At 65.1% G+C, this 19,779-nt stretch carries 19 protein-coding genes and 1 tRNA gene; 7 read left to right on the top strand and 13 right to left on the bottom strand.

What is annotated here, in order from left to right:
* From LDO29_RS14620 to LDO29_RS14610, 3 genes are all read left to right on the top strand, one after another.
* Positions 1-1,122, top strand: a complete 1,122-nt coding sequence (locus tag LDO29_RS14620) for a YeeE/YedE family protein (RefSeq protein ID WP_224080506.1) — start codon at positions 1-3, stop codon at positions 1,120-1,122.
* Positions 1,123-1,183: 61 nt separating this feature from the next.
* Positions 1,184-1,259 (top strand) — tRNA-Lys (locus LDO29_RS14615).
* A 244-nt stretch (positions 1,260-1,503) separates the two neighbouring features.
* Positions 1,504-4,341 carry an EAL domain-containing protein gene (locus LDO29_RS14610; RefSeq protein ID WP_224080505.1) on the top strand — a complete coding sequence of 946 codons (2,838 nt, stop codon included), beginning with the start codon at positions 1,504-1,506 and terminating at the stop codon, positions 4,339-4,341.
* Here the strand turns inward: LDO29_RS14610 and LDO29_RS14605 are convergent.
* The 3 genes from LDO29_RS14605 to LDO29_RS14595 form a co-directional block, all read right to left on the bottom strand.
* Complete coding sequence (locus tag LDO29_RS14605; RefSeq protein ID WP_224080504.1) at positions 4,338-4,829, bottom strand: DUF3318 domain-containing protein; 492 nt, start codon at positions 4,827-4,829, stop codon at positions 4,338-4,340. The genes LDO29_RS14610 and LDO29_RS14605 overlap by 4 nt on opposite strands.
* Positions 4,826-5,206 (bottom strand): phage holin family protein, encoded by a 381-nt coding sequence (locus tag LDO29_RS14600; RefSeq protein ID WP_224080503.1) that lies wholly within the window; start codon positions 5,204-5,206, stop codon positions 4,826-4,828. The genes LDO29_RS14605 and LDO29_RS14600 overlap by 4 nt, the downstream gene beginning before the upstream one ends.
* 172 nt (positions 5,207-5,378) lie before the next feature.
* Entirely contained in the window at positions 5,379-5,705 is a 327-nt protein-coding gene (locus tag LDO29_RS14595) for a YqjD family protein (protein WP_396022669.1), read from the bottom strand.
* Positions 5,706-5,936: 231 nt separating this feature from the next.
* Between LDO29_RS14595 and LDO29_RS14590 the strand changes: the two genes are divergently transcribed.
* On the top strand, positions 5,937-6,575 hold the full coding sequence (locus LDO29_RS14590; RefSeq protein WP_224080502.1) for a peroxiredoxin: 639 nt from the start codon (positions 5,937-5,939) through the stop codon (positions 6,573-6,575).
* 122 nt (positions 6,576-6,697) lie between these two features.
* On the opposite strand, the gene LDO29_RS14585 is transcribed toward LDO29_RS14590, so the two are convergent.
* Together LDO29_RS14585 and LDO29_RS14580 are read right to left on the bottom strand one after the other, a co-directional pair.
* The gene (locus tag LDO29_RS14585) at positions 6,698-7,903 is read right to left on the bottom strand and encodes an ISL3 family transposase (protein WP_396022668.1); all 1,206 of its coding nucleotides are present in this window, start codon (positions 7,901-7,903) and stop codon (positions 6,698-6,700) included.
* Between the two features lie 162 nt (positions 7,904-8,065).
* A complete protein-coding gene (locus LDO29_RS14580; RefSeq protein WP_224080500.1) occupies positions 8,066-9,259 on the bottom strand; it encodes an acyl-CoA dehydrogenase in 1,194 nt (397 codons plus the stop codon).
* A gap of 228 nt (positions 9,260-9,487) precedes the next feature.
* Between LDO29_RS14580 and LDO29_RS14575 the strand changes: the two genes are divergently transcribed.
* Positions 9,488-10,288 carry an IclR family transcriptional regulator gene (locus LDO29_RS14575; protein ID WP_224080499.1) on the top strand — a complete coding sequence of 267 codons (801 nt, stop codon included), beginning with the start codon at positions 9,488-9,490 and terminating at the stop codon, positions 10,286-10,288.
* Positions 10,289-10,316: 28 nt separating this feature from the next.
* On the opposite strand, the gene kynA is transcribed toward LDO29_RS14575, so the two are convergent.
* Genes kynA through kynB form a run of 3 tightly spaced genes read right to left on the bottom strand, consistent with a single transcriptional unit; the run spans position 10,317 to position 13,160 of the window.
* A complete protein-coding gene (gene kynA / locus LDO29_RS14570; protein ID WP_396022667.1) occupies positions 10,317-11,201 on the bottom strand; it encodes a tryptophan 2,3-dioxygenase in 885 nt (294 codons plus the stop codon).
* Between the two features lie 11 nt (positions 11,202-11,212).
* Positions 11,213-12,469 carry a kynureninase gene (gene kynU / locus LDO29_RS14565; protein ID WP_224080498.1) on the bottom strand — a complete coding sequence of 419 codons (1,257 nt, stop codon included), beginning with the start codon at positions 12,467-12,469 and terminating at the stop codon, positions 11,213-11,215.
* A gap of 31 nt (positions 12,470-12,500) precedes the next feature.
* Positions 12,501-13,160, bottom strand: a complete 660-nt coding sequence (kynB, locus tag LDO29_RS14560) for an arylformamidase (RefSeq protein ID WP_224080497.1) — start codon at positions 13,158-13,160, stop codon at positions 12,501-12,503.
* 154 nt (positions 13,161-13,314) lie between these two features.
* Here kynB and LDO29_RS14555 point away from each other — a divergent pair, with 154 nt between their 5' ends.
* Entirely contained in the window at positions 13,315-13,803 is a 489-nt protein-coding gene (locus LDO29_RS14555) for an Lrp/AsnC family transcriptional regulator (protein ID WP_224080496.1), read from the top strand.
* Between the two features lie 32 nt (positions 13,804-13,835).
* Here LDO29_RS14555 and LDO29_RS14550 read toward each other — a convergent pair whose 3' ends face one another.
* On the bottom strand, positions 13,836-14,396 hold the full coding sequence (locus LDO29_RS14550; RefSeq protein WP_224080623.1) for a flavin reductase family protein: 561 nt from the start codon (positions 14,394-14,396) through the stop codon (positions 13,836-13,838).
* A gap of 333 nt (positions 14,397-14,729) precedes the next feature.
* Between LDO29_RS14550 and msrA the strand changes: the two genes are divergently transcribed.
* Complete coding sequence (msrA, locus tag LDO29_RS14545; RefSeq protein WP_224080495.1) at positions 14,730-15,272, top strand: peptide-methionine (S)-S-oxide reductase MsrA; 543 nt, start codon at positions 14,730-14,732, stop codon at positions 15,270-15,272.
* 10 nt (positions 15,273-15,282) lie between these two features.
* On the opposite strand, the gene LDO29_RS14540 is transcribed toward msrA, so the two are convergent.
* From LDO29_RS14540 to LDO29_RS14525, 4 genes are all read right to left on the bottom strand, one after another.
* Positions 15,283-16,344 (bottom strand): DUF72 domain-containing protein, encoded by a 1,062-nt coding sequence (locus LDO29_RS14540; RefSeq protein ID WP_224080494.1) that lies wholly within the window; start codon positions 16,342-16,344, stop codon positions 15,283-15,285.
* The gene (locus LDO29_RS14535; RefSeq protein ID WP_224080493.1) at positions 16,341-17,576 is read right to left on the bottom strand and encodes an SAM-dependent methyltransferase; all 1,236 of its coding nucleotides are present in this window, start codon (positions 17,574-17,576) and stop codon (positions 16,341-16,343) included. Before LDO29_RS14535 ends, LDO29_RS14540 begins: the two co-directional genes overlap by 4 nt.
* A 210-nt stretch (positions 17,577-17,786) precedes the next feature.
* Complete coding sequence (pdxH, locus tag LDO29_RS14530) at positions 17,787-18,422, bottom strand: pyridoxamine 5'-phosphate oxidase (protein WP_224080492.1); 636 nt, start codon at positions 18,420-18,422, stop codon at positions 17,787-17,789.
* Positions 18,423-18,506: 84 nt separating this feature from the next.
* Positions 18,507-19,712, bottom strand: coding sequence for an MFS transporter (locus LDO29_RS14525; protein ID WP_224080491.1), 1,206 nt, complete (start codon positions 19,710-19,712; stop codon positions 18,507-18,509).
* Positions 19,713-19,779 lie beyond the last annotated feature (67 nt).

Below are 19,779 nucleotides of genomic sequence, written 5' to 3'. Positions count from 1 at the left end.
ATGCCCGAGATCGATATCGCCGCGCTTTCGCGCACCGTGCTGCTGAGCACTTTCGTCCTGACCTTCCTGTTCGGCGCCATCCTGCAGCGCACGCATTTCTGCACGATGGGTGCGGTCTCGGACATCGTCAACATGGGTGACTGGAGCCGCATGCGCATGTGGGGCCTGGCCATCGGTGTGGCCATGATCGGCACCGGCGTGCTTGCCTGGGCCGGGCTGATCGATCCGACCAAGACCATCTACGCCGCGAGCAAGCTCGGCTGGCTGTCGGCACTGGCCGGCGGGCTGATGTTCGGCTTCGGCATGGTGCTGGCGTCGGGTTGCGGCAGCAAGACGCTGGTGCGCATCGGCGCGGGCAACCTCAAGTCGCTGGTAGTGTTCGTATTCCTGGGGCTGTCGGCCTATATGACGCTGCGCGGACTGTTCGGCGTGGTGCGCGTCAACACCGTGGATGCCGTGTCGGTGACGCTTGCTTCCACGCAAGACCTGCCTTCGCTGCTGTCGCAGGGCACTGGCGTGGCGCGCGGCGCGCTGCAACTCGGCCTGGGCCTGCTGCTTGGTGGCGCGCTCGTGGTGTGGGCGCTGGCCGCACGCGGTTTCCGCACATTCGACAACGTGCTTGGTGGCGTCGGCGTCGGTCTGATCATCGTCGCCATGTGGTACGTCTCGGGGCACATCGGCTATGTGGCCGAAGATCCCAATACGCTGGAAGAGCTGTTCGTAGCCACCAACAGTGGCCGCATGGAAAGCCTGAGCTTCGTCGCTCCGTACGCCTATACGCTCGACTGGCTGATGATGTTCAGCGACAAGAGCAAGGTGCTGACCGTTGGCATCGTCAGCGTCTTTGGCGTGATTGCGGGTGCGGCGGCCTATGCGCTGGCCACGCGCAGCTTCCGCTGGGAAGGGTTCGGCAATGCGGAAGACGTGGCCAACCACATGATCGGCGGCATCCTGATGGGTGCCGGCGGCGTGACGGCGCTCGGGTGCACGGTCGGGCAGGGGCTGTCGGGGGTGTCGACGCTGGCCATCGGCTCGTTCATTGCGCTGGGTGGCATCCTGGCGGGCGCGGTGCTGGCGTTCCGCTACCAGATATGGCGTCTTGATCGCATGGCATTCGCCTGAGTCGGCGCCTATGCTTGACACATCCGAAAGTGTGTCACTATAATCGCCGTTCTGTTTTTTCGGGTCGTTAGCTCAGTCGGTAGAGCAGCGGACTTTTAATCCGTTGGTCGCGTGTTCGAGTCACGCACGACCCACCAGTATTTCGAAGGGCCTGTGGCGCAAGTCACAGGCCCTTTTTGCTTGTGCCACGCACCGAATTGCGCCGCCGTTGCTCACCACACGGACGCCGTTCTCAAGCCATTCCCCTCTGGAGTGTGGAGCGGCCCGTAATAACCTTTTCGAGTTAGAGACTTCATTGCCCCCGCAACGGACAATCGACCGTGTCCCGGGCAGCATTGGTGGTGCCGCCACGCCGTCAGCGCCCCAACCGTCGGAAGTCCTATGCGGCAAGCAGGCAAGTCTCTGCCGGGCGATGCGCATGCATTGCGCGTTATCTGGCCGTTCGTTCCCGTGGTCGTTGCGCTGGCGCTGTTTACCATCGCCAGCGTGGATGTCCTGTCCGCCGTGCGTGCCTTTGCCGCGGGCGAAAGCGAATGGTCCAAGGGCCAGAAGAACGCCGTCATGCATCTGCTGCGTTATGGCGAGGATCGCGACGAGGCCGATTTCCAGGCCTACCTCTCGGACATCGCCGTTCCGATGGGCGACCACAGGGCGCGTATCGAGCTGGACCGTGACCAGCCCAACTACGAGGTGGCGCGCGCCGGCTTTCTTGCCGGTGCGATCCATTCCGACGACATACCGGGCATCATCCGTCTCTACCGCAATTTCCGCCATGTCGAGGAGGTCGAAGCGGCGATCCGGATCTGGGCAGACGGTGACCGCGAGATCGCGGCCTTGAATGAACAGGCGATGGTGCTGCGGCAGCTGACCTTGCAGCCCGGCTGCGGCATCGCATGCGTCGACCCGGTGCTGCGCGGCATCGTGGCCATCGATGCGCGGCTGACGCCGCTGGAATCGGCGTTTTCGCGCCAGTTGGGCAAGGCGTCACGGCGCGTCACGCGCTGGCTCACCGTCGGCGTCGTTGTCGTGGCGGTCGGGCTGCTGCTGTCGGCGATCCTGTTGTCGCAAGGACGGCTGCGGCGCGAGCGGCGCCTGCGCGAGGCCCTGGCAGAGAGCGAGGAGCGCCTGCAACTGGCCGTGGGCGGCAGCAACGATGGCTTGTGGGACTGGGATATGCGCAGCGGCAGATTGTATTTCTCGCCGCGCTGCGCGCAGATGCTTGGATTCGAGCCAGATGCCTTGCCGCATGCGCGAGAAACGCTGCTCGGCCTGCTCCATCCCGCTGACCTTAATGCATTCGACGACCAGCTCGCACGGCATCTGCGCCGTGGCGAGCCCTACGACGCCGAGTTCCGGCTGCGTACGAGCGGCAATGGATATCTGTGGGTACGTGCGCGCGGCCGGCAGGTACGCGGCGATGACGGACGGGCCACGCGCATGGCCGGTTCGCTCACTGATATTTCGGAGCCCAAGCGTTACGAGGCTCAACTGTTCGCCGAGAAGGAGCGTGCCCAGGTTACGTTGCAGGCGATCGGGGAGGCCGTGGTTACCACCGACGTCTGGGGGCGCATCGAATCGCTCAATCCGGCCGCCGAAGCGCTCACGGGCTGGCGCGAGGAAGAGGCGCGGGGAAGGCCGCTCGAACAAGTATGTGCCCTGTGCGACGAGGGGAGCCAGTCGCCGCTGCGCAACCTGGTCGGACTGGCGCTGCAACAGCGCTGGTCGGGCACGACCGCCTTGCTGGCCGGCCGAGGCGGGCGCATGGTGGCCGTGAAGCCATCGGTCGCATTGATCCGTGACCGCGCGGCGCAGGCCATCGGCGTCGTCGTGGTGCTGCATGACGTCAGCCAGGAGCGCGAGCACGCCGCCCGGCTGGCCCATGAGGCGAGCCATGATGCGCTGACCGGCCTGGCCAACCGGACCGAATTCGAGCGCCGCCTGGCGGCTGCCATCGCGCGGATCCGGGATACCGGTGGCACGCACATGCTGATGTACCTCGACCTGGACCAGTTCAAGGTTGTGAACGATACCTGCGGCCACGCCGCCGGCGATGAGCTGATCCGGCAAATGGCGGCGGTCATGCGCGTCCAGCTACGCAAGGGCGATACGCTGGCGCGGCTGGGTGGCGACGAATTCGGCATCCTGCTTGAGCATTGCACCGCGCTGGACGGCGAACGGCTGGCCGAGGCACTGCGGCGCGCGGTGGCCGGGTTCCGCTTCACGCACCGGCAGCGCACGTTCGCCGTCGGGGCCAGCATCGGCCTGGTCGCGCTGGATGGCGGCACCGGCGGCGTGGCCGAAGCACTCAGCGCTGCCGACGCCGCCTGCTACGTGGCCAAGGAGAACGGCCGCAACCGGGTGCAGGTCTACCATCCGCAGGACAGTGTGGTGCAGGCGCGCCACGGCGAGATGGAGTGGGTCAGCCGCGTGCACGCGGCACTCGCTGCCGGACGGTTCTGCCTCTACGAGCAGGAAATCGTCGCACTGTGTGGTGACCGGCGCGCCGGGCGCCATGTCGAGCTGCTGCTGCGCATGGTGGACGAGCGCAACCAGCTCGTGCCGCCCATGGCATTTGTACCCGCCTGCGAGCGCTATAACCTGATGCCGATGATCGACCGCTGGGTCGTCGAGACCGCGTTTGACGCGCTGGCGCGACGACGGGCGGAAGCGCCCGACGATATCGCGCTGTGCGCGATCAACCTGTCAGGATCTTCGCTGGCCGATGTCCGCTTCCCGGCGTTTGTCCGCGAGCAGGCGCGGCGCGCCGGCATCGCGTTGAGCGGCATCTGTTTCGAGATCACCGAAACCGCCGCGATTTCCAACCTGACGCAGGCAGCGGACTTTATCGAGGAGATGCAGGCGCTCGGGTGCGTGTTTGCGCTGGACGACTTTGGTGCCGGCATGTCGTCGTTCATCTACCTCAAGCACTTGCCGGCGGCCTATCTGAAGATCGATGGCAGTTTCGTGCGAGAGATGCTCGACGATCCGGTCAACCAGGTGATGGTGGAAGTCATCCAGCGCATGGGCCATGCGATGGGCAAGAAGACAATCGCGGAGTATGTGGAGAGCGAGGCCATGCTGGCGCGCCTGCGCGAGCTTGGCGTGGACCTGGTGCAAGGGCACTACATTGCGCCGCCCGTGCCGTTTGCCCCCAGGCCGCGCCCGGCGCCCGCTGTCATTGACGACGGGCTGGATCTGGTTGTCCCGGTGCCGGGCTAACGTACGAGCGGGTCGCGGAAGCCGGTGTCCAGCGGTGCCTTGGCCGGCCCGGTGTCAGCGGGGGGAACTGCCTGGCTCTTGGCCTGGCGCCACGTGTTGTAGGCCCAGTAGGCGGCACCGGCGGCGACGCCAAGCTTGGACGCTTTCCACGTCCAGCGCAGCAGGGGTGTGCGCCGCAGCAGCGGGAGCGCGAGCGTGACGGCAGTGCTGAGCAGCGGATAGTCATGCGCCAGGCCCAGTACCTTCATCCACGAGCCCGGCCGTACCGCGCGCGGCAGCCAGTTGGCGAAGCTGCCCAGGCGCCTGGCCCCACCTCGGACCTCGTGCAAGGCCTTCAGCAGGTCGTGGCGCTCCAGCTCGGCACGCGTCAGCAGCAGTTCCTTGCGCACGTCGAGCGGCAGGCGCACTTCGCGCGCGTAGCGCACGGGGCGAAGGTGCTCGCGGCGGGGCGGCTTGCCGGCGCCCGGCGCGGATTCCGGAGTGTTCATCGGCGCAGGGTCTCCCGGTCTTTGTCGATTTCCGCCAGCGTTGCCTCGAACATCGGCGGGGCGGTGCGCACCAGGTGGCGGGCGAATGCCAGGCAGCCGGCCGACAGCACCAGGTAGGCGACCACCAGCGCGACCAGGGCCTGCCAGCGGTAGGTGTCCCAGAACAGGATGGCGATCAGCGCGGTGAAGGTCACCAGCGCAATGCCGAAGAAGACCAGGCCGAAGCAGGCCAGCAAGCCGACCTTCATCAGCCGGGCACGCTCCTCGGCAAATTCGACGCTGGCGAGCTCCAGGCGTGTCTGGATCATCGCAACCAGCGAGCTGGCCAGGTTGCGTACGGACTCGAGCAACTTGGGGGAGGAAGAGGGTTCGCTCATGCGGCTCCGGCGAGGAAGCGGCGCGCCGGCATTCGCCGGCCGCGCCTTTCAGCGGGCGAAGCCCGGGAGGCACAAGCCATCGTGCTCCGGCCCGGGCTAAGGGCAGCCCGTACGCGGTGACGGGCAATGCCTGTGTTGCCGCGGCGCCAGCGCGCCGCGAGCGGGGCCAGTCTTACTTGCGGTTCAGCAGCAGACCGATCAGCAGGCCCACGCCGGCTGCGACGCCGACCGCACGCCACGGGTGATCGTGCACGTAGTCATCGGTCGCGCGCGCGGCTGCCTTGCTCTTGGTGACCACGGCGTCTTGCAGGTCCTGGGCCTTTTCCTTGGCCTGCTTCAGCAGGCCCATGCCACGCTCGCGCAGTTCGGCAGCCTTTTCGCCGGTGGTCGACGCCGCTTGCTTCAGCAGTTCTTCGGCGTCGGACAGAACGGTCTTGACATCGCTCATCAGTTTCTCCTGTTTGCGGGCGGTTGGTTCGTATTGTGCGGTTTCTGACATTTTGCCTTGATTGCGAGAGTAACGGCACGTCTTGTCTGTTACTTAGCATATGTGGCGGGTACCCGTGGTTTCAAGACCACGTCGCCATCAAGGGCATGTCGTGCTTCATCGCTGCGCACGCCCGGGCGCAGCGCTATATGACTGGGAGTGATTTTGTAGTGACTTTATATTCGTTTGGGTTCGATCGCAATCCAGATACTCTGGTTCCACGCTTTTTTCAGGAGACAGAGCATGGCATTGCGTCTGGGCGACCTCGCCCCCGACTTCGAGCAGGATTCCAGTGAAGGCCGCATCCGCTTCCACGACTGGCTGGGTGAGAGCTGGGGCGTGCTGTTTTCGCATCCGGCCGACTACACGCCGGTGTGCACCACGGAACTGGGCCTGACTGCGAAGCTCAAGGACGAGTTCGCGCGCCGCGGCGTGAAAGCCATCGCACTGTCGGTGGACGGCGTCGAGTCGCACAAGGGCTGGATCCAGGACATCAACGAAACGCAGTCCACCACGGTCAACTTCCCGATCCTGGCCGACGGCGACCGCAAGGTTTCGCAGCTGTACGACATGATCCACCCGAACGCGAACGAGACCCTGACGGTGCGCTCGCTGTTCGTCATCGACCCGAAAAAGAAGGTTCGCCTGATCATCACCTATCCGGCCAGCACCGGGCGCAACTTCAACGAGATCCTGCGCGTCATCGATTCGCTGCAGCTCACGGACAACCACAGCGTGGCCACACCGGGCAACTGGCAGGACGGCGACGACGTGGTGATTGTCCCGTCGCTGAAGGACGAGGCGGTGATCCGCGAGAAATTCCCGAAGGGCTACAAGGCCGTGCGGCCTTACCTGCGGCTCACGCCGCAACCGAACAAATGAACGCGGCCCCGCATGGTGCGGGGCCGGCGTTCAGAACAGGTGTTTTATCGACGGGGGCAGCCTCGTCGTCTCCTTGGTAGTGTGCTTCGCCCGGCCTCGCAGCCGGGCTTTTTTTAGGTTCTTCACCGATTTCCGGGGAAGGCCGCCCGGATCTTCAGGAAGAAGTAATGGTCATCACGGAAGCCATAGGCCATCCGTTTGATGACCTTGATCCGGTTATTGATGCCCTCCACCAGATTGGTTCCCAACGGCCAGCGGCTATGAGCCAGGATGCCTGGCAGGTATGGCTTGAGGCGTTTGGCGAACAGGCACAGAGGTGCGATGCCGCTGGCCATTGCTCGCTCGTACCACCCTTGCCAGAAACGTCGGGCGTAGCCGGGATGCCGGTATGTCCAAAGCGTCTTGAGATCGTCCTTGAGCACGTAGACAGTCATCAGCGCTTGGTTGGCAGCCAGTATTTCATCAAGCCGGATCTGATCGGCCTCACGGGTGACGTTCTCCCGATTGCGCAACAGCAACCAGCGAGAAGACTTCACCACCTTACGGGCGGCCTTGTCGCCGCGTAGCCGATTAGCCTCATCCACCCTGACGCGGTCGATGACTTCACGACCGTACTTGGCCACCACATGGAACAGGTCATAGACAACCTCCGCGTGTGGGCAGTGCATCCGCACTTCAAGGTCGTAGGCGGTATTCATGTCCATCACCGCGGCACGAAGCCGGGCGCAGCCTTCAGGGCCAAGCAACTCGAAGAAGGGCCGGATTTCCTCTCGCGAACGCCCGCGCCCAACCCAGAGGACCCGCTTGCTCGATGGCTCGACGATGACCGTGGCATAGCGATGGCCTTTCTGGATAGCAAACTCGTCCATCGCGATCACGGTAACGCCTTTCAGGTCGACCGGCCCCAGTTCCCGCTCCAGATGGCGCAGGTCGATCCGTTTGACCGTCGTCCAGGCCAATTGGTAGAAGCCCGCGACATGGCGCAACGACATGACCTTGCACAGTCGCGCTACGCTGGCGGCTAGCCGCGTTGTTACCCGCGCATAGGGTGCGAGCCAGTCCAGGCGCTCCAGCTTCGGGCCACATTGCCGGCACGCCAGACGAAGTCGAGGGACTATCAACTCCACCGGAATATCGAACACTGGTAAATCCCGCACGCGCCGCTCTACCCGGTCGTGGATACTGCTAACGCGGCGACCACAGCCATCGCAGCACCGCCTTCGGCGCTCTTTAGGTTCCAGCCGGATGATGCAAATACGCTGCCCGTTACGGGTCTCTTCCCAGCTATCGCACATGCGATAGCCTTCCCAGCAGCCGAGCTGGGCCATACAATTGTGCAGGGCCAACCTCCACCTTCCTGATTCTTGTTGTGTCGCAACTCCAAGATAACAGTGGTGGGCGTGTTGGCCTTTTTGTTTCTAAACGGTCACGCAGATCGGCGAAGAACCTTTTATATAGCGGAGTACCTGTCCACAAGGGATCGGCTTCGATCAGAAGAAAGCCTGCAGGCCGGTCTGGGCGCGGCCCAGGATCAGCGCGTGGATGTCATGCGTGCCTTCGTAGGTGTTGACGACTTCCAGGTTCACGACGTGGCGGATCACGCCGAACTCGTCCGAGATGCCGTTGCCGCCGAGCATGTCGCGTGCCACGCGGGCGATGTCCAGCGATTTGCCGCACGAGTTTCGCTTCATGATCGAGGTGATTTCCACCGCCGCGGTGCCTTCATCCTTCATGCGGCCCAGGCGCAGGCAGCCTTGCAGGGCCAGCGTGATCTCGGTCTGCATGTCGGCCAGCTTCTTCTGCACCAGCTGCGTCTGGGCCAGCGGGCGGCCGAACTGCTTGCGGTCCAGCGTGTACTGGCGGGCGGTATGCCAGCAGAATTCTGCGGCGCCGAGCGCGCCCCAGGCGATGCCGTAGCGGGCCGAGTTCAGGCAGGTGAACGGACCCTTCAGGCCCTTCACGCCCGGCATGATGTTCTCTTCCGGCACGAAGACCTGATCGAGCACGATTTCGCCGGTGATCGACGTACGCAGGCCGACCTTGCCGTGGATGGCCGGGGCGCTCAGGCCCTTCCAGCCCTTTTCCAGGATGAAGCCGCGGATGTCTTCCTTGCCGTCGTCGCCGGCCAGCTTGGCCCACACCACGAACACGTCGGCGATCGGCGAGTTGGTGATCCACATCTTGGCGCCGGTCAGCTCGTAGCCGCCGTCGACCTTCTTGGCGCGGGTCACCATTGAGCCCGGGTCCGAGCCGTGGTTCGGCTCGGTCAGGCCGAAGCAGCCGATCCACTCGCCGGTGGCCAGCTTGGGCAGATACTTCTGCTTCTGTGCTTCGGTGCCGAATTCATAGATCGGCACCATCACCAGCGAGGACTGCACGCTCATCATCGAGCGGTAGCCCGAATCCACGCGCTCGACTTCACGTGCGATCAGGCCGTAGCTGACGTAGTTAAGGCCCGGGCCGCCATATTGCTCGGGGATGGTCGGGCCGAGCAGGCCCAGTTCGCCCATCTCGCGGAAGATTTCCACGTCGGTCTTCTCATTGCGGAACGACTGGAGCACGCGCGGCATCAGCTTGTCCTGGCAATACGCCGCGGCGGCGTCGCGGATCATGCGCTCATCGGCGGTCAGTTGCTGGTCCAGCAGCAGGGGATCGGCCCAGTGGAATTCGGCGTTGGCAGCCATGCAGGTCTCCTTTGGTAGAGCGGGGGCACCGCTGCCAGGCGCTTTGTGGCGCGCCCGCCTCAGCGGCAATCCAGGGAATCGGTGGAATTTTTAAGTTCCGCATTGCGGAACTGTGTTCCGTTGAATTAGTATATCGCAATGCGTTCGCCATGCAAGCGGGATGAACACCGGTGTGTTCGATTGTCGCGCGTGGCGCCGGAACTCCCGGACGCTCTACAGGAGCCAGCCTTGAGCAGCCTTTCTCCCGACACCACTCCCGCCGCGGCGCGCGAGAGCGATCCGAACTTCGTCACCGCGCTGGCCCGCGGCCTGGAGCTGCTGCGCTGCTTCCGCACCGGCGAGGCCATGCTGGGCAACCAGGACTTCGTGCGTCGCACGGGCTTTCCAAAGGCCACCGTCAGCCGGCTGGCAGGCACGCTGGTGCAGCTCGGCTACCTGCGCTATGACGAGAGCCTCGGCAAGTACGCGCTGGATGCGGGCGTGCTGGCGCTCGGTTACGCCTATCTCTCGGCCTCTGACGTGGTTGCGCTGGCCCGGCCGCATATGCTCGCGTTTGCGCAGTCGTACGGGGTATCGGTGTCGCTCGGCAAGCGCGAGCGCATGGAGGTGACCTATCTGGAGTCGATCCGTAACGACGCTGGCGTGATGCTGGGGCTCGGTGTGGGGTCGAGGCTGTCGCTGGTGTCGAGCTCGATGGGGCGCGCCTATCTGGCCGCGTTGCCGTCGGCCCGGCGCGAACGCGTGCTGGCAGAGTTCAGCCAGGCCTTTCCGGAGCAATGGAAGCAGCAGGAAACGCCAACGCGTGTGGCGCTTGAAGAGGCGGAACGCCGCGGCTACGCGTCGTCGTTCCGCGACTGGCATCCGGCCATCCATGCCTGTGCGGTGGCATTCCGGCCGGTGGGGGAGAAGGAACTGCACATGCTTAGCTGCAGCGCATCGTACGGGACCGTGGCAGAGTCCGTGTTCCACGAGACGCTGGCACCGGCGCTGAAGGCGCTGGCCGCGCGGCTGTCGGACCCGGCCGGCTGAGGCCGGACCTGCCGCCGGAGGTTGCGGCTTACAGGTCCGTGCGCAGCTTCCACAGCTCCGGGAACAGCACTACATCGAGCATCTTGCGCAGGTAGCTGACACCTTCCGTGCCGCCGGTGCCGCGCTTGAAGCCGATCACGCGCTCGACCGTGGTTACATGGCGGAAGCGCCATTGGCGGAACGAGTCCTCCAGGTCGACAAACTTCTCGCCCAGCTCGTAGAGCTCCCAGTGCGCGTTCGGATTCCGGTAGACCTCGAGCCACGCGGCTTCAACAGAGGCGTTGTAGGCGGTCGGCTGGGTCCAGTCGCGCTCGACGCAGCCGGCGTCGATGGCAAAGCCGCGGCGTACCATCAGGCGGATGGCCTCGTCATACAGCGACGGCGTCTTCAGTGCCGTTTCCACCAGTGCCAGGTGCTCCGGCCGGTGCGCATGCGGACGCAGCATGGCCGCGTTCTTGTTGCCGAGGATGAACTCGATCTCGCGGTACTGGTACGACTGGAACCCCGACGACATGCCCAGGTAGGGGCGCATCGCCGAATACTCCGGCGGCGTCATGGTGGCCAGCACGTTCCAGGCCTGTACGAGCTGGTCCATGATGCGCGACACGCGCGTCAGCATCTTGAAGGCCGGCGGCAGGATGTCTTCACGCACCGATTCGCGCGCGGCGCGCAGCTCGTGCAGCATCAGCTTCATCCACAGCTCGGTGGTCTGGTGCTGCACGATGAAGAGCATCTCGTTGTGGTCCGGCGAGAGCGGGTGCTGTGCGCTCAGGATCTGGTCCAGGCCCAGGTAGTCGCCATAGCTCATGTCCTTGGCGAAGTCCATCTGCGCGCCATGCCAGTTGTCGCCCTGCTCGTTCTGCCCTTTCTGTCGCGCAGCGTCCGACATCGGGCATCCCTTGAATTCGTTCATGGTGTCTCCGCTCAGGTCACTGCGCCGCGTGCGTGGAAACGCTCGGCCCGGTAGGTTTCGGTGTCCAGCACATCGCGCAGCGTTTCCACTGCGTCCCAGACTTCGGTGAAGCTCGTGTATAGCGGCGTGAAGCCGAAGCGGATGATGCGCGGCTCGCGGTAGTCGCCGATCACGCCGCGCTCGATCAGCGCCTGCATCACGGCATAGCCTTCCGGGTGTTCGAAGCTGACTTGGCTGCCGCGGCGCGCGTGCTCGCGCGGCGTGACCAGCGTGAGCGGATGGTGGCGGCAGCGTTCTTCCACCAGCGCAATGAACAGGTCGGTCAACTGCAGCGACTTGGTGCGCAGGGCAGCCATGTCGGTCTGCGCGAAGATATCGAGGCCGCATTCGACCATCGCCATCGACGTGATCGGCTGCGTGCCGCACAGGAAGCGGCGCACGCCATCGACGGGGCGGTATTGCGGCTCCATCGCGAACGGCGCGGCATGGCCCCACCAGCCCGACAGCGGCTGCCAGAAGGCATCGCGCAGCGCGGGTGCAACCCAGACAAAGGCAGGCGAGCCCGGGCCGCCGTTGAGGTACTTGTAGGTGCAGCCGATCGCGTAGTCGGCGTTCGACGCATTCAGTGCCACCGGCACGGCGCCGGCCGAATGGCACAGGTCCCACACGGTCAGCGCGCCGCGCGCATGGGCCAGTTCGGTCAGCGCGGCCATGTCGAGCATCTCGCCGCTCTTGTAGTTCACGTGCGTGAGCATCAGCACGGCGGTGTCGGCGCCGACGGCGGCGTCGATCTCGGCCGGCGAGTTCACCAGGCGCAGCGAATAGCCCTGCTGCAGCAGGTCGGCCAGGCCTTGCGCGATGTACAGGTCGGTCGGGAAGTTGCTGGCTTCGGACACGATCACCTTGCGCGACGGATCGCGCATGGCCTGCACGCGCAGCGCGGCGGCCAGCACCTTGAACAGGTTGATCGACGTGGTGTCCGTGACCACCACTTCGTTCTCGCCGGCGCCAACCAGCGGGGCCAGCTTGTTGCCGAGGCGCTGCGGCAGTTCGAACCAGCCGGCGGTATTCCAGCTGCGGATCAGGCCCGTGCCCCATTCCTCGCTGACGACTTCGGCGGCGCGGGCGGTCGAAGCACGCGGGCGGGCACCGAGCGAATTGCCGTCGAGATAGATCACGCCATCAGGCAGCGCGAACTGTTCGCGCAGCGCGCGCAGGGGGTCTTGCTGGTCGAGCAACTGGCATTGCTCGCGGGTGAGTGCGGTCATGTCGGAAAGATACAGAGGATTGCGGGGGTGTTCAGTCCAGGCTGCGCAGCACGGCACGCACCGGGCTGGCGTCGAGCCCGGCAAAGCGCAGCGGCAGCGCGATCAGTTCGTAGTCGCCTTCGGCGACGGCATCGAGCACCAGCCCTTCCAGGATGGCCAGGCCATGGCGGCGCACGGCCTTGTGCGCGTCCATGGTCTTGGATTCCTGCGGGTCCAGCGACGGCGTGTCGATGCCGATCAGCTGCACGCCGTGCGCGGCGAGCAGCGCGATCGTTTCGGGGGCCACGGCGCAGAAGCCGGCGTCCCATTGGTCGAGTGGCGCGCGCTCATAGGTGCGCAGCAGCACGCGCGGCGGCAGGGTGTCCAGCGCGTGCTCCACGTGGTGCGGCGCCACGACCGGCGCCGCGCCCACGCAATGAATCACGCGGCAACGCCCGAGGTAGGGCTCCAGCCCCACGGCGCCAATCGGCGCACCGTCCGCCGCATAGTGCAGCGGCGCGTCCGCATGCGCGCCGGTGTGCGGCGACAGCGTGATGCGGCCCACGTTCACCGGGCAGTGCTCATCCATCTGCCAGGCCGTTTCCTGCTGGAACGGCGTATCGCCAGGCCACACGGGCGTGGCGGGCGAAAGCGGCGGGCTGATGTCCCACAGCTTGCGGCTGTCGGTGGGCGTGGCGGGGCGGTTTGTCATGTCTGCACGGCTGCCGCAGGGCGGCGCCGATGTCGTCCTCGATGACGGCATGATAGTCAAAAAAACCAGCAAGAGGCTTGCGAAATCCACTGTATAAAGGTGATGATTTCGCATAAAATTCGAATAATTGTATGAGCAGCGCTGAAATATTCGAATGAATCTTGATCCTATCGATCTGCGCATCCTGGAGTGCCTCCAGGAGCACGGCCGCATCAGCAACCAGGACCTGGCCGACCGCGTGGCCCTGTCGCCGTCGGCGTGCCTGCGCCGGGTGCGGCTGCTGGAGGAATCCGGCGTGATCGGCGGTTACCGCGCGTGGTTCGACGCCGAGCGTCTGGGGCTGGAGCTGGAGGCGATCGTGCAGGTCTCGATGCGGCACGATGTGGAAGGCTGGCACGACACCTTCATCGCGGCGGTGCAGGCATGGCCCGAGGTGCTGTCGGCCTACATCATCACCGGCGACAGCAACTACATCCTGCGTGTGCAGGCGCGCAACCTGAAGCACTACTCGGATTTCATCGTGAACCGGCTGTACCGCACGCCTGGCGTGATGGATATCCGCTCCAACATCGTGCTGCAGCGGATCAAGACCGACAGTTCACCACTGGCCGTGCTGAGGGCCGCGGATCCCGCGGGAAGTTGAACGGTGGGGCTGAGGGCGGCGCGCTGCGGCCGTCAGTCTTCCAGTGGCGTGGTGGTCGAAAAGATGCCGTTCTGGAATACCAGTGGCGGCTCGTGGCTCTCAAGCACGCCACAGCGCTCCACCTCACCGACGAAGATGATGTGGTCGCCTTCGTCGTAGCGGCTGCGGTTGTGGCATTCGAACCAGGCCAGCGCATTGCTCAGGATCGGCAGTCCGTTTTCGGACAGGCGGTAGTCCACGCCGGCGAAGCGGTCCCCCTTGAGCGTGGAGAAGCGCTTGCACAGGTCGAGCTGCGACGCTGACAGCACGTTCACGATGTAGTGCGAGCCGTCGCGGAACATGGGCAGGCTGTTGGCACGCATGGCCATGCTCCACAGCACCAGCGGCGGATCCAGCGACACGGAATTGAACGAACTGGCCGTGATGCCGATGAACGGGGGGGCTCCGGCCGCCACGGATCTGGCACTCGCACGCGTCGTAATGACCGTCACGCCGGTCGCGAACTGCGACAGCGTGCGGCGGAAATGCAGCGAATCGAAATCCGGCGAAGCGGCCTGGCCGGCCTCCCGCGGCGGGGCTTCAGGCATGCCCATCGCAAGGGCTCCACTGGCGGTCATGATGATTCATAGTTGGGGGTCGCGGCGACAGGGACAAGATCAGGCCAGGTGCGTGCTGGCGTCGGTGTGGCAGGCAACGTTGGCGGCGAGATACTTTCGGGCCCGCGCCTCGATGTCGCGCCATGCAACGATGTGTCCTATCGGCGGCAGATTCTTGAGAATTGTAACGGGTTTGGAAAGCCGCTGCGCTGGCGGGGCAGCAATAGTGCTCGCCCGGCCTGGATAACCCGCAGGCAAAGTGCCTTATCTGCGCTTATGCTTGAGGTCGATACCTTGACACAACGGATGGATTCCGGGGGAGCGGCGAACATGGAACACGGACTGGATACGGCGACGCTGGGTGGCGGATGCTTCTGGTGCCTGGAAGCGGTGTACCAGCAGGTGAACGGCGTACGCGCGGTGGAGTCCGGCTACACCGGCGGCCACGTGAGCCACCCGAGCTACCAGCAGGTCTGCGAAGGCGACACCGGCCACGCCGAAGTCGTGCGCGTGACCTTCGATCCTGCAGTCATTACCTACCGCGAGATCATCGAGATCTTTTTTGCTATCCATGACCCGACTACGCTGAACCGGCAGGGCAATGACGTGGGCCCGCAGTACCGCTCCGTCATCTTCACCCATTCCGAGGCGCAGCGCGCCGTGGCGGAGTACGTCATGCGCGAGCTGGTCGCCGGCAAGGCCTTCGACGCGCCCATCGTGACGCAGATCGAGCCGGAACAGCCGTACTGGCGCGCCGAAGTCAGCCACCAGAACTACTACCAGGACCATCCGAGCCAGGGCTACTGCGCCTTCGTCATCTCGCCCAAGCTGGCCAAGTTCCGCGAGAAGTTCGCGAGCAAGCTGCGCCGCTAGCAGCACGCGTTCACAGGCGCGCCGCGATCGCTTCGGCCAGGCGCACGCACGTCAGGGGCGCCGAGCCCTCCGCCTTGTTGCTGATGATGACGGTCGCGCTTTGGCCGGCGCGCAGCGTGCGCGCGACCAGGTCCGCGATGGCATCGCGCGTTTCGGGGTCTTCGTCCACCAGGCGATTGAACGGCGAATAGATGGACTCGGCGACCTCGTAAGGCCGCCCGGCGTGGAGCATCCAGCGCAGCACGAGCGGACCCGGCGCTTCGGCATCCATCAGGGCCTGGGCAGAAGCCTGGCGGTGCACCGGCGGCAGCCGGTCGCGTGCCGACAGGCAGAAGCGCACGCCGTGTTTGCGCAACAGCTTGATGTAGCGCGGCGTCAGCAGGCCGGGGTCGCGCATCTCCACGGCGTAGCAGGCGTGCGGCGTGATGGACGGATCCAGCGGCGGCAACGCGGAAAGGAAGCCGTCGAGCCGCTCGATGAAGGCCGCGCCATCGTTCGCCAGGCTGCCCAGGGGAGAAAGCTGGAACAGCAGCGGCCCGCACTTGGCGCCCAGTCCGCTGGTGGCCGGCGTGATGAAGTCGCGGATTGCGATCTCCGCGTCGAGGAAGGCGGCATTGGCCAGCCGCCCGACGCCGTCCGACCCGCGCAGCCACGCATCGCAGACGCTGGCAGGCGCCTTCACCAGGAAGCGGAACGGCTCCGGTACTTGCGCCGCATAGGACAAGTAGTCTGCGAGCGGGATCGGGCCGTAGAAGCCACGGTCGATGCCGGCCGCGCGCAGCAGCGGATGCTGCGAGTACGCGGCTAGGCCCTTGCGCGAGAGCAGGCTGTCGCTGTATTCGCCGTCATAGACAAGGCCGTTCCAGCCGTTGTAGGACCACGACGAGGTGCCGAGATAGAGGTTGATCGGCAGCCTTTTCGCCAGCGCATGCAGGGAGGGATCCAGCCGTGCCGGCAGGACGGATTTGCCGCGGGTGGGTTGGCTTGATGTGCCAGTGGCGCCGCCATCGGCGGCGCGCGGTTCCGGCGGTGAAGCTGGCGGAAGCAGTTCGCCAAACAGGTCTTCAGTCAATCGTTCTGGCCAATCGGGTGGTCATAGATATAGCGGCGCGACCAGGGGATGCCCGACGACGGCTCGCCCGCCTTGTGGCACACGACCTGGTAGATCGACATCTGGTCGGTGTCGAAGGCGTGCGCGCAGCCGGCCAGGTAGACGCGCCAGATGCGGTATTTCTTCTCGCCCACGATGTCGCGGATGGCGCTGGCGCGCGCTTCGAAGTTGTCGGCCCAGTGCCGCAGGGTCTGCGCATAATGGCGGCGCAGCAGCTCCACGTCAAACGCTTCCAGTCCGCCTTCCTGCATGGTCTTGAGCACCAGCCCGATATGCGGCAGCTCGCCCTGCGGAAACACATAGCGGTCCATGAACCCGGAGCCGTCCATCGGCGCATCGCTGGGGTCGGGCAGCGTGATGCCATGGTTCATGGCCACGCCGTTGTCGGCCAACAGTCCGCGCATACGTCCGAAATAGCCCGTGAGGTTCTTTTTGCCCACATGCTCGAACATGCCGACGCTGGTGATGCGATCGAATGTGCCGGTGATGTCCCGATAGTCCTGCAGGCGGACCTCGATGCGGTCTGACAGCCCGGCTGCCCTGACGCGTGCGGTGGCCAGGTCGAACTGGTTCTGCGACAGCGTGATGCCGACGCAGCGCGCACCGAATTTCTGCGCGGCGCGCAGCACCAGCGCGCCCCAGCCGCAGCCGATATCCAGCAGCGTCTGGTCCGGCCGCAACCGGATCTTGGTCAGGATGTGGTCGATCTTCTTGAGCTGCGCCGTGGCCAGGTCTTCATTGCCATGCTCGAAATACGCACAGGAATAGACCATGTTCGGGTCCAGCCACTGGCTGTAGAACTCGTTGGACACATCGTAGTGGTACTGGATGGCGTCCTTGTCTTCCTGCTTGGTATGCGTGAAATGATGGGCCACCTTGGCCAGCGCACCGCCGGCGCGCCGCTTGGCCGCCGCCGAGAAGCGGTAGCCGACATCGATGATGTCGGCCAGTTTGCCATCGAGGTCGATCTTTTCCTGGACATAGGCTTCGCCGAGATTGTCCAGGCTCGGGGTGAGCAACAGGGGCAGGGCGCCTGCCTCGCGCACCGTCAGCGTCACGTTCGGCTTGTCGAAACTACCGAGGGGGTATTCGCTGCCGTTCCACAGGCGTAGCTTGACGGGCAGGTTGGCGTGCTCGCGCAGGTCGGCGATCCAGTTGTCCAGTTGCTTGTCGAGGGCTTGCTTGAAGAACATGCGCGTTACCTCCTGTCGTTGCGGCACACGTGACGAACGAAGGCGCCGGACGAAGACAGCAGGGCAGTCGCTGCCCGGCGCGGCCTGGTCGCGGTAGCGGGGCGTGTTCAGGCGATCCGCGTGAGCGTCGCAGCACGCGGTGGCTGACACGGTCCCAAAGCGACGCTTATCCCACTTTAGGACAATTCGCCGACTTGTGCCGCGTACCCGTCATGGCGACAGCCGCACGATCTTCCAGCCGGCGGCGTCCTGCCGATAGGCGATGCGGTCATGCAGCCGAGACGGCCGGCCTTGCCAGAACTCGAGTGCGGTCGGAACCAGACGGTACCCGCCCCAGTGTGCCGGCCGTGGCGGGTTCTCGCCGAACTTGGCGCGGTACTCGGATTCGCGTTGCTCGAGCACATCGCGCCCGGGGACTTCCTTGCTCTGCTCCGAGGCCCAGGCACCCAGGCGCGAGCCCAGCGGGCGCGAAGCGTAGTAGGCGTCGCTCTCGTCGTCGGCGACCTTTTCGACCTGGCCTTCCACGCGTACCTGGCGCTCCAGTTGCACCCAGTGGAACAGCAGCGCCGCGCGCGGGTTGGCGGCAAGGTCGAGTCCCTTGCGGCTTTCGTAGTTGGTGAAGAAGGTAAAGCCCTTCTCGTCCATGCCCTTGAGCAGGACGATACGGGCCGACGGCTGGCCGTCGGCGTCGACGGTGGCCAGCGTCATCGCGTTGGGCTCGGGCAGCTTGGCGGTCACGGCCTCGTCGAACCAGCGTTTGAACTGGGCCATCGGGTCGGCCGCCACGTCCGATTCGTTCAGCGAGCCCAGGACATAGGTACGGCGGAGGTCAGCGAGTTGAGTCATGTCGCAATCGGTTGGAATCTGCCGGAAATCCGGTTGATTTGAGTATAGCGAATGCGCCGCAAGCCGCTTTTGTGTGCCGGCAAATCAATGCGTGGGTGGAGAGAGCTCCGCCGGCGCGACGCGCGACTGCCGCCGCGAATAGATACCGGCCATGCTCATGGCGCCAGCCATCGAAAGGAAGATGGGCAGCATGCCCAGTGCCGTGCCGACCACGCCGAACGTGAGCGGCCACACTACTTGGCTGGTATTGAGCACCGCCGAACGCAGTCCCAGCGCCTCGCCGGCACGGCCGCTGGGCGAGGCGGTATGGAGGATGTTCATGACATTGGGCTGGGCACTGCCAAGCGCCAGGCCGAGGATGAAGGCCAGACCGCACATCATCCAGAAATGGGTGACGAACGGATAGATCAGGTAGGCCGTCGCACCGATCATCAGCGCGATGCGGATGATCTTCCACTCCGACAGCCGGCGCGACACCAGCGGCATGGCCACGCGAATGGCGAAGGTGGCGATCGCGAATGCGCCCAGCACCCAGCCGATCGACGACGGCGACAGGCCGATGCGCGATCCCTGGATGGGGATCAGGAACGCGTGCAGGTCCCAGGCGGCCGACAGTACCGCGCTGGCGATAAAGACGGCGCGCAGTTCCGGATACTGCAGCAGGTCAAGCGTGGAGCGGCGGCTGCCATCTTCGATGGCGATGCGCCCGGCATTGCCGCCTTGCGCGGGCAGGCGCGGACGCACCCACTGCAGTCCGGCCTGGCCGGCCAGCGCGACGGCGACCAGTACCAGGAAAGCGGGCCGGAATCCGGCGTGCTCGATCACATAGCCCATCACCACCGGCCCAAGCGTGCCCGACACCGACAAGCCCAGTGCGTGCAGCGTGTAGTTGCGCAGACGGGTGTCGTTGGTGGAAACCTGGCCGATCAGCAACTGCATTGCCACCTGGACCAGCATGAAGCCCACGCCGATCAGCGCGCAGGAGAAGTACAGCGCGGTAATCTCCTGCCACATCGCCGGAAGCAGGGTGCCGGCCACGACCATCAGCGAGCCCGCCATCATCGGCTTGCGCGGGCCGATCTCGTCAATGCGCTTGCCCGCACGGATCGCGAGCAGCATGGGCAGCAGCGCATAGAGCGACATCAGCAAGCCCAGCGTAACAGTCGACGCCTTCAGGGAAATGGCAAGCAGCGATACCACCACGCGGCTGGCATTGAACGCCACGTGATTGCACACCGTCAGCGCGATCAGCCAGCTGATCGGCGGGACGGCGGCATGGGGCAGCGTCATGGGGGCGGGCGGCGAATTGGGTTCTTGTTGCCGGCTTGCAACGGACAACAAAAAACAAGGGCGGCCA

The sequence above is a fragment of the Cupriavidus laharis genome, from assembly GCF_914271435.1.
Classification (GTDB): domain Bacteria; phylum Pseudomonadota; class Gammaproteobacteria; order Burkholderiales; family Burkholderiaceae; genus Cupriavidus; species Cupriavidus laharis.
Note: the sequence above shows the minus strand (reverse complement) of the source record. Positions and strands in the feature narration are given on the sequence as shown.

What these genes read in the sequence shown, in the direction of transcription:
- LDO29_RS14595 (WP_396022669.1), bottom strand. Translation starts at nt 5,705, where the DNA reads ATGTCAGAAACCGCACAATACGAACCAACCGCCCGCAAACAGGAGAAA.
- LDO29_RS14585 (WP_396022668.1), bottom strand. Translation starts at nt 7,903, where the DNA reads ATGGCCCAGCTCGGCTGCTGGGAAGGCTATCGCATGTGCGATAGCTGG.
- LDO29_RS14535 (WP_224080493.1), bottom strand. Translation starts at nt 17,576, where the DNA reads ATGTTCTTCAAGCAAGCCCTCGACAAGCAACTGGACAACTGGATCGCC.
- LDO29_RS14620 (WP_224080506.1), top strand. Translation starts at nt 1, where the DNA reads ATGCCCGAGATCGATATCGCCGCGCTTTCGCGCACCGTGCTGCTGAGC.
- LDO29_RS14600 (WP_224080503.1), bottom strand. Translation starts at nt 5,206, where the DNA reads ATGAGCGAACCCTCTTCCTCCCCCAAGTTGCTCGAGTCCGTACGCAAC.
- LDO29_RS14610 (WP_224080505.1), top strand. Translation starts at nt 1,504, where the DNA reads ATGCGGCAAGCAGGCAAGTCTCTGCCGGGCGATGCGCATGCATTGCGC.
- kynA (WP_396022667.1), bottom strand. Translation starts at nt 11,201, where the DNA reads ATGAACGAATTCAAGGGATGCCCGATGTCGGACGCTGCGCGACAGAAA.
- LDO29_RS14605 (WP_224080504.1), bottom strand. Translation starts at nt 4,829, where the DNA reads ATGAACACTCCGGAATCCGCGCCGGGCGCCGGCAAGCCGCCCCGCCGC.
- pdxH (WP_224080492.1), bottom strand. Translation starts at nt 18,422, where the DNA reads ATGACTCAACTCGCTGACCTCCGCCGTACCTATGTCCTGGGCTCGCTG.
- LDO29_RS14555 (WP_224080496.1), top strand. Translation starts at nt 13,315, where the DNA reads ATGAATCTTGATCCTATCGATCTGCGCATCCTGGAGTGCCTCCAGGAG.
- msrA (WP_224080495.1), top strand. Translation starts at nt 14,730, where the DNA reads ATGGAACACGGACTGGATACGGCGACGCTGGGTGGCGGATGCTTCTGG.
- kynB (WP_224080497.1), bottom strand. Translation starts at nt 13,160, where the DNA reads ATGACAAACCGCCCCGCCACGCCCACCGACAGCCGCAAGCTGTGGGAC.
- LDO29_RS14580 (WP_224080500.1), bottom strand. Translation starts at nt 9,259, where the DNA reads ATGGCTGCCAACGCCGAATTCCACTGGGCCGATCCCCTGCTGCTGGAC.
- LDO29_RS14550 (WP_224080623.1), bottom strand. Translation starts at nt 14,396, where the DNA reads ATGGGCATGCCTGAAGCCCCGCCGCGGGAGGCCGGCCAGGCCGCTTCG.
- LDO29_RS14590 (WP_224080502.1), top strand. Translation starts at nt 5,937, where the DNA reads ATGGCATTGCGTCTGGGCGACCTCGCCCCCGACTTCGAGCAGGATTCC.
- kynU (WP_224080498.1), bottom strand. Translation starts at nt 12,469, where the DNA reads ATGACCGCACTCACCCGCGAGCAATGCCAGTTGCTCGACCAGCAAGAC.
- LDO29_RS14525 (WP_224080491.1), bottom strand. Translation starts at nt 19,712, where the DNA reads ATGACGCTGCCCCATGCCGCCGTCCCGCCGATCAGCTGGCTGATCGCG.